Raw genomic sequence first — 8,149 nt, forward strand, 5'->3', positions numbered from 1 at the left:
AAGCCCGTATCCGTATGGCCCAATAATGGGCCCACGGCCACAGCACGCTCCATTTTGGCATGACTGTGATTCAGTAAATAAACGACTCCCGCCTGGCAGCGCGTTGCCTTCACCAGCTGCTTAAGGACATTGTCCAGCATGCGCTCCACCTTAGGCTCAGTGGCCATGTCCTGACTAATCTGCAGAAAAGTCTGAATAGTTTGGCTCATATCACTGAGCACGCCGGATAAGTCATTCACCTCTTGCACCATGGTGTGCTTACGCAAGCTCTGGCTGAAATCAAAACACTGCATCCGCTGCGCCTGCAATGTAAGCTGATCCATGCTCTTGCCGATTTTTGCACCAGCCAACCAACCCAAGGGCATCAGTAATAAGGCGAGCAGCATCACCGCTACAATCAAATGCAGCAGTTTGCCGCGCAGCTCACCCAGTAGATCGTTGCTGGGCAAGGCCACTAGTAAACGCATTCCTTCTGACTGCCATACTTCAAAAGGTAAAACCGTCCCCAGCCACTCCTCACCGTTTACTTCATAAGTGACCACCTTGCCTTTAGCTGGGGCCAAGGTATTCAGACGGCTGAGGCTGGCAACGCCCAAACCAGCTACTGTGCTAAATTCAACCTTATCAGCGCCTTTAATCAGGACTTTTTTCATATCAGGATAAGCCAGCACTCTGCCTTGCCCATTCACAAGGGCCAGCTGAGTATTGGGGGATATTTTTAGCCCATCAAGACTGCTCGCAAGATCATCCAGCACCATATCAACACCAAAAATGGCTTTACCATTCTGGCTGCTTTGGCTTAGCGTGACGCCAATTTGCTGGCTAGAAAAGAAAATATAAGGCTCAGATAAGACCGAGGCCGAGGTGCGGCCCGATGCCTGATACCAAGGGCGAGTGCGGGGATCATAGCGATACTCTGGAACGCTTCTGCGCTCTAATAAGTCATAGCTCGCATCAAAAAACAGGTACTCGCTTTTTAACTGCCAGCTAGGCAAAACCTGCACCGATTGCACCAAGAAATTAGCCATGGGTGGTGCTTTAAACTTGCTACGGATATCTGCACGATCCAATGGGCGCACCAGCATAAAGGAGCCATCGCTGTAACCCACAAAAACGGAAGAGATCAGCTCATTCGCGCTCAGTACTTCGGCCAGCGCAGTCAGCCGTAGCAAGCGCTCTTCTAACGTAGAGGCATTGGCGATCGGATCATCCACCAGCATGCGCAGCGTAGCTTGAGCAGGCTCTAACATACGCCGTGATTTTTCAGTAATCAGCTGGCCCGCATCCTTAGCCGTTCTAGACGCGGTATCCAGCAGGGTAGTACGCGCCCCGCTCCAACCTATGCCAATGACCACCACGGCCAACACCAACATGCACAAGACCACCACCGTTGCGATGGATAACTTCATTGTCCAGCCGGTGATACGTTTGTTATTAGCCGGTGCAAAAGCAAGCCCGTCGCTCATGATGAACTTCCCTTTGAATGGATGGCGGCAAAAGCAGAGCAAGGCCAGTCAGCATAATCAGGCCTAAAAAAAAACCACTATTTTGTCAAAAACAATGGTTTTTTGAGCAGGGATGACAGCGAGTCCAGCCATCATTTTTGAATTTATTAGTAAGTATTAAGAAATATTTTTGATTTAATACTAGTTTAATACTTACTAAAAACAAGTAGCGAACCAGTAATTAATGTAATCTTAATATAGCTGTCAGCGATGCAGCCCCCATTAGGGAGCTGCTCAGCAATTACGCTGTTTAAAAAATTGATAATGCTGATAAGGCTCACTAGCCAAATAAATAGCGGCAGATTGGGCGGGGATATTTAATGCAACGCTGCCTGCTTGCACTCGGCAGGCTGACGCCGCACCCAGCGCATCTAACAGTGGCACGCCGTCATACCAGTGCGAGTAAGGAATGAGTAGCTTGGTATTCAGCGGCTGATTGGCTAAATTGACGATCACTAAAGCCGCCTCGCCGATCACCTCAGTAACACGTAAGAAAATCAGCGCGTTGCCTGCCAGCCTATCGCCCAATACCTGCACATCACCATATTGCAGAGCCGGATTACTCTGGCGAATCGCAATCAGCTGTTGCACAAACTGGCGCTGCGCATGATTCCAATCAGCCTGATTCCAGCGCATGGGGCGACGGCAATCGGGGTCCGCCCCGCCTTCCATGCCGATTTCTTCACCGTAATAAACCAGCGGGATACCGGGTAAGGTAAATTGCATAATCAGCGCCAGCTGGGCTTTTTCTACACTGCCCACGGTAGTCAGCAGCCTTGGCGTATCGTGGCTGGAGAGCATATTCCACGAGCAGAGCAAACCACTTAAGCCGTAAGCTTCTCTGGCGTCTTTAAGTGCATAATTCATTTGCAACGCATCAATTTCCCCCGCCAGCCAAGCCAGCGTGGCGGTGCGATACCAGTAATTCATCATGCCTTTAAAACCACCACCCGCTTCAAACCAGCTGCCAGAAAAACCATTTAATTCGCCAAGCAGGCCCGCCTTGGGGAAACGCTGGGCGACGATGGCTGCCATTTCCTGCGCCACTTCTATCCCCACATCCTGCGCCACATCAAAACGCCAATTGTCGATGCCCTTCGCCAGCCAGTGCTGCACTAGGCTGGCGGGTGTGCGGTATAAAACATCGCGCACTTCTGGGTTGGCTAAATTCAGCTCGGGCATCATGCCGTAATCTTGCCAACATAGATAAGCGCCATCTTCTGCAAAAGTAAACCAATCGCGCTTGCCAACCTCCCCTGCTTGCGCGGCTAAAAACCAAGGGTGACGATCAGAAACATGATTCAGCACAGCATCCAGTGTCAGACTCATGCCTTTATTGTGTAATGCAGTAATCAGCCGCTGCAAGGCAGGCTCGCCACCAAACATGGGATCGATGCTCAAAAAATCCACCGCATCGTATTTATGATTACTGGGTGCGGTAAACACTGGCGTTAGATAAACACCTGTTACGCCTAGATCAAGCAAGTAATCTAGCTTCTCTGCAATACCATCTAAATCACCGCCAAAAAACTGCATGCCCCAAGGCTGGTTCATCGTGGAATCATCCCAATCCCGCTTGGCAATATCCGGCTGGGCATAGGCCGCTTGTGCTAATTTAGCCGCGCTACTCAGCCCGCCTCCAATGGCGAAACGCTCAGGGAAAATCTGATAAATAATCTGGCTGGCCATTTGCTTGGTGGCGGCATCTAGGGTGTTTTTCATGGTTTACTCGAGCAGGAATGAGAAAGCTTGACTTAAGTCTAGTAAAGAAACTGCTTGCTATGCCCCTAAGCGTGCTTTTAATTATTAGCAGATGTTACGCAGCAGCCATTGAGCCGCTTACTCCTCGTGTCGCAGCTTCAAGGGAAGGGTAAAGGTCCCGTACCAATAGCGTGGTCAATCGGTTTTTTCGCTGTTTGCTCATGAAAAAATAATTTAGTTAGTGCGCAGGGGGTTGCACCCCTCTAGGAGAGGCATATTTATCCGTATTCAAGAGCCACCCAAAGGATCGCTACCCTGATGTGTGTGATTTTTATACCTTTGCTGAGCCGTGCCTTGTTAGCTTCATGCCCTGATATAAATTGCATTTGCTTACGCATTACTTATTGATTTTAAATAATAATGATTCTTGTTATCTTTATGTTGTATAGGTATGATTTGCCGCTTTCTGCTTTGGGCTGTCTCTCTGTGTTTGAGCGCTATTACCACGATTTGCATAATCTCATTTCACGCTCCATTGGCTGCCGCGATAAGGCACAAGATGTGGTGCAAGAGGCCTATGCGCGCGTATTAGCCAGCCCCCATGCCACTGCAACAGCAGGTGTGGGCGCTTTGCTCTACACCACAGCTAAAAATATCGTGATTGATCAATATCGACAAAATAATGCCCGCCAATACGATGATATCGAACGGATGGAGCTGATGGCCTCCTCGGCAGACGAGCCAGAGCGGCGCGTAGCTGGGCGGCAATCGATGCAGCAGCTGATTCAATTAATTGAAACACTTTCACCACGCTGTAAAGAAGCATTTGTTTTGTATAAGTTTGATGGCTTAAGCCATGCAGAGATCGCCGCAAAAATGGGGATTTCGATCAATATGGTAGAAAAACACATCATCAATGGCATGATCATTTGCAAAAAAGGCTTGGCAGAGCGAGGTGCGCAATGAGCGAGAGCATCGATTTTTTGGCAGCACAATGGCTATTAAGACAAGAGCAAGGGCTAGATTCAGAGGAACAAGCCGCATTACAGCAATGGATTCACGCCGATGCCAAGCACCACCAAGCCTGGCGCGAGATGACCAGTATCAATGTGCTTATCGGCCAGCTCCCTAGCGCCCAGATTACTGCACTACAGCGCCAAGTGCATGCAGGGCTAAAGCCTAAGCAAAGTCTATGGCAGGTATGCTGGCAAGCCTGTAGCAAGGTAATGCCGCAGATGGCGGTTGCATCCTGTGCCATGCTCATGCTGGTGTGTAGCCTGCTGTGGTTTGAGCGGCAGCAGCCCCGCTTTTCGCAAACCTTTACCACCGCCAAAGGGAAATTCAGCCGCCAAACGCTGCCCGATGGCAGCACAGTAGAGCTAGATACCGCCAGCCAGATCCAAGTCTCCCTCTATGGCTCGCGCCGAGAAGTGCAGCTACTGCGTGGTCAAGCCATGTTTCACGTCAGCAAAGACACCGACAAGCCCTTTCATGTGCTAACAGGAAAGGCCAGAGTTACCGTGCTAGGCACACAATTTGCAGTGCGAAATATCAATCAGCAAGTCAGCGTAGCCGTGCAAGAAGGTAAGGTAAAAGTAGCCGCATTTAAGCAACAGGCCGAATATGACAGCCGCCCTGTTTCGCAAGCTACGCTGCTAGCGGGTGATGCCATTGTGCTGGCTGCAGGTGAGCTATCGCCGATCAAGAGTGTGACCCCTGCATCGGTAGGCTGCTGGAGAAGTGGCCGGCTCACTTTTGACAACACCCCGCTTAAAGATGCCTTAGCCGAGTTTGAACGCTACACGCCAAGCAACTTACAACTCACCGATCCCAAACTGGGCGAGCTGCGCATTAGCGGTAGCTTTGAAGTGAGCAAACTTAAGCAATTCACCGCCGCCCTGCCACAAGTTTTACCCGTGCGTATTGCCGATGGAAAAATAATGTCGCGGTAAATAGAGCTGCAACCCTGATAAACAATGAATCTTCTTTCCTCATCTAAGGAGCACGCAGCAATACGCTGCTAGTGCTGGCTAGCCGCGTATTGCTGCTGCATAAGGCCCAAACAACTAACTGCCTTACCACACCCTGTCTAAATAAAATTTAGCAATATTAAAATATTGACGCAGCCATATCAGGGTTTGATCGTTTCATTCGTTTTATATTGTGAATGATTCTTAAAATCATTACCAATAGAGAGTAAAACCAATGAAATCATCAAACCGCCACACGGCAATCCGACCTTTGATTCTGGCGCTTAGCCTTGCATTTGCTACCCCGCTGGCTAGCTACGCCGCCCCAGCAGCTACCACCGAATTTAATATCGGCACCCAACCGCTAAGCCGTGCACTGGGTGAGCTAGCACGCCAAGCGGGCATGGTATTACTGGTAGATGCCAAGTTAACTGAAGGCCGCCAAAGCCCCGCTCTAAAAGGCACATATAGTCTGCGTGATGCGCTACGCCAATTACTCAGCGGCAGCGGCTTACGCGCCGAAGTCACCAGCGATGGCACAATTGTTTTAAAGCCTGAGCCCGCAGCAGCGGGCAATATGGTAGGAATTGGCGCGGTGCGCGTGAGCGGTGCAGGGGCGCTGTTTGCTAATGATGATGCCATTGAAGCCAGCGATCGCCCCTATGTAAAAGCAGGCTCGTCGGCGCATATTAGCCGCGAAAACATCGATCGATTCCGAGGCACCTCTCCCGCCGATATTTTTAAGGGCACGCCCGGCGTGGTGGTAGGCGATGCAAGGAATAGCGGCGCGGTGGATGTGAATATCCGTGGCATGCAAGGCCAAGGCCGCGTACCCGTGCTCATTGATGGCAGCTTGCAATCCTCCACCGTTTACCGAGGCTACGCAGGCATTGCCGACCGCAGCTATATCGATCCAGAGCTGATCAGCGAAATCAATATCGCCAAAGGCCCAAGCATGGGCGTTGAGGGCGCGGGGGCAATTGGTGGGCTGGTGAGTATGCAAACATTGCGCAGCGAAGATATTTTAAAGCCGGGTGAGCGTAGCGGTTTTAGGATTCGCACTGGTCTGCAAGACAATAGCAAGGAAGCGTCTACTGATTTTGAAACCACACCCCGCACCGATCGCAATAATCTGCTAGACCCGCGTAGCGGTTTTTTAAGCCTTGCTTACGCCACTAAACAAGATGGTTTTGATCTGGTCGCCGCCATCAGCCATCGCAATATCGGTAATTATTTCTCCGGTAAGAACGGCTTCACCAGCTATCAGAATATTGATGAACAGGGGGACGACAACGGCATCACCCAGTTTTATCATGCTGGCGATGAAGTGCTCAATACCTCGAACACCACCGATTCAGCCCTGCTAAAAACCACCATTAATTTAAGCGACGATCAAGCTTTAGAGTTGGGTTACCGCTATTTTAAAAGTACTTACGGCGAAATCATGCCTTCGCAAATCTTGCGTAATAGCACCGGCATTATTAAGCAGTGGAAGCCAAGCGAAGTCAGCACTGATGCATGGACTGCACGCTATAAATATCAGCCTACTGACAATGCTCTGATTAGCCTAAAGGCCAACCTGTGGTACACCGATATGGAAAGCGCCGCCCGCAATGGTGATTTTTTCCGTAATCCACACGAAGGTAAACCCACCAACTGGGATCACGAATGCGAGCAATGCGTAGAAACACTCTACCTGGCTAAAAACCAATCGCAGCGCTATGGTGCCGATTTAAGCAATACCTCGCGCTTTGATAACGCCTACGGTGCCTTTAACCTGAACTATGGTTTTTCGCTGCAAAAAGAAGATATCGCCCCATCCGATAGCGTAAAAATAGATATCGATGATTTAAACCACAACCGCACCTTGCGCAGCGGCACGCGTAATGAGGAAAGCGCTTTCCTCAATATGCAATGGCAGCCTACAAACTGGCTGACGGTAGAAGCCGGTGGCCGCTATTTGCGCTATCGCAGCCAGGATCGCAATGTCACCGCCACCCAGCTCAAAGAACCGCTAGGCTGGAAGCGTATTAGCTTATATGACGACAAAAACGATCGCATTGGCACCGTACTCTGGCATCAGGATAATACCGGTCAATTTAGCGATACAACAAACCCGCTTAAAGCCAGCAAAATTGTTCTAGAGCATGACAAAGACCAAGATCCGGTAGAAATCAGTCGCAGCCAAGTTCACGAATCCTCCGTCGACGATATGGTTTATCACAACGATATCCCCGGGGCCTTTAGCCGCAGCGAGCCTATCGAGCGTGAAGGCAGTGGCTTTGCGCCTGCGTTTGGCCTGACGTTTAAAATCAGCGACAGTATCAGCAGCTATCTGCGCTACACCGAAGGGCTGCGCATGCCTAGCCTGTATGAATCTACCCTTGGTTTCTCGGCGACCTTTTCCTCGCCGCTTGAGCCTGAGCACAGCAAAAACTGGGAAACTGGGGTGAGCTTTATTAAAGATGGTGTATTTACAGCAGACGATAAGCTGCGTCTGAAAGTGGCTTACTTTAATAACACCACGGATAAGTACATTACCCGCGTACAAATTTCGGGCAAAAAAGCGTGGGAACAGAACTTCTCTATGGCCAATATCGACAGCTTCAGCGTTTCTGGCTTTGAGCTGTCTGCGTCTTACGACCGTGGCGATTTCTTTGGCGAGCTAGCCGCTACTCTGAATCACAAAGCAATGGTTTGCGATTCAAAAATGGCAGGCTATCTGCGGAGCAAAGCAGAATACACGCCCAAACTCAGCGAAACCCCAGACTGCTCGCCTGTTGGTTTCACCTCGTCCTATATAAGTAACATGATCCCACCCCAAATCAGTACCAATGCCACTTTTGGTGCACGCTTACTGGATCAAAAACTCACCATGGGCTTACGCGCTAGTTATGTAAGTGGCCCATTAAACACCGCCGAAGAAGGTGCATCTTGGCAGAGCTACAGTGGCTCAGCAGTACAAATCAAAAC

Annotated in this window: 5 protein-coding genes; 3 read left to right on the forward strand and 2 right to left on the reverse strand. The window is 50.1% G+C overall.

Annotated features, from left to right (window positions below; genetic code table 11):
* On the reverse strand, positions 1-1,466 hold a 1,466-nt coding region (locus Q0R17_RS16700; RefSeq protein ID WP_293936964.1), incomplete at its 3' end, for a hypothetical protein.
* 273 nt (positions 1,467-1,739) lie between these two features.
* Positions 1,740-3,227 carry a glycoside hydrolase family 13 protein gene (locus tag Q0R17_RS16705; protein ID WP_293936966.1) on the reverse strand — a complete coding sequence of 496 codons (1,488 nt, stop codon included), beginning with the start codon at positions 3,225-3,227 and terminating at the stop codon, positions 1,740-1,742.
* Positions 3,228-3,644: 417 nt separating this feature from the next.
* On the opposite strand from Q0R17_RS16705, the gene Q0R17_RS16710 reads away from it, so the two are divergent.
* The 3 genes from Q0R17_RS16710 to Q0R17_RS16720 form a co-directional block, all read left to right on the forward strand.
* Positions 3,645-4,172 carry an RNA polymerase sigma factor gene (locus tag Q0R17_RS16710; RefSeq protein WP_293936970.1) on the forward strand — a complete coding sequence of 176 codons (528 nt, stop codon included), beginning with the start codon at positions 3,645-3,647 and terminating at the stop codon, positions 4,170-4,172.
* A complete protein-coding gene (locus Q0R17_RS16715; RefSeq protein WP_293936972.1) occupies positions 4,169-5,158 on the forward strand; it encodes a FecR domain-containing protein in 990 nt (329 codons plus the stop codon). The genes Q0R17_RS16710 and Q0R17_RS16715 overlap by 4 nt, the downstream gene beginning before the upstream one ends.
* Before the next feature lie 253 nt (positions 5,159-5,411).
* A partial coding sequence (locus tag Q0R17_RS16720; RefSeq protein ID WP_293936974.1) for a TonB-dependent receptor occupies positions 5,412-8,149 on the forward strand: 2,738 nt, incomplete at its 3' end.

The sequence above is a fragment of the Iodobacter sp. genome (assembly GCF_025352645.1).
Classification (GTDB): domain Bacteria; phylum Pseudomonadota; class Gammaproteobacteria; order Burkholderiales; family Chitinibacteraceae; genus Iodobacter.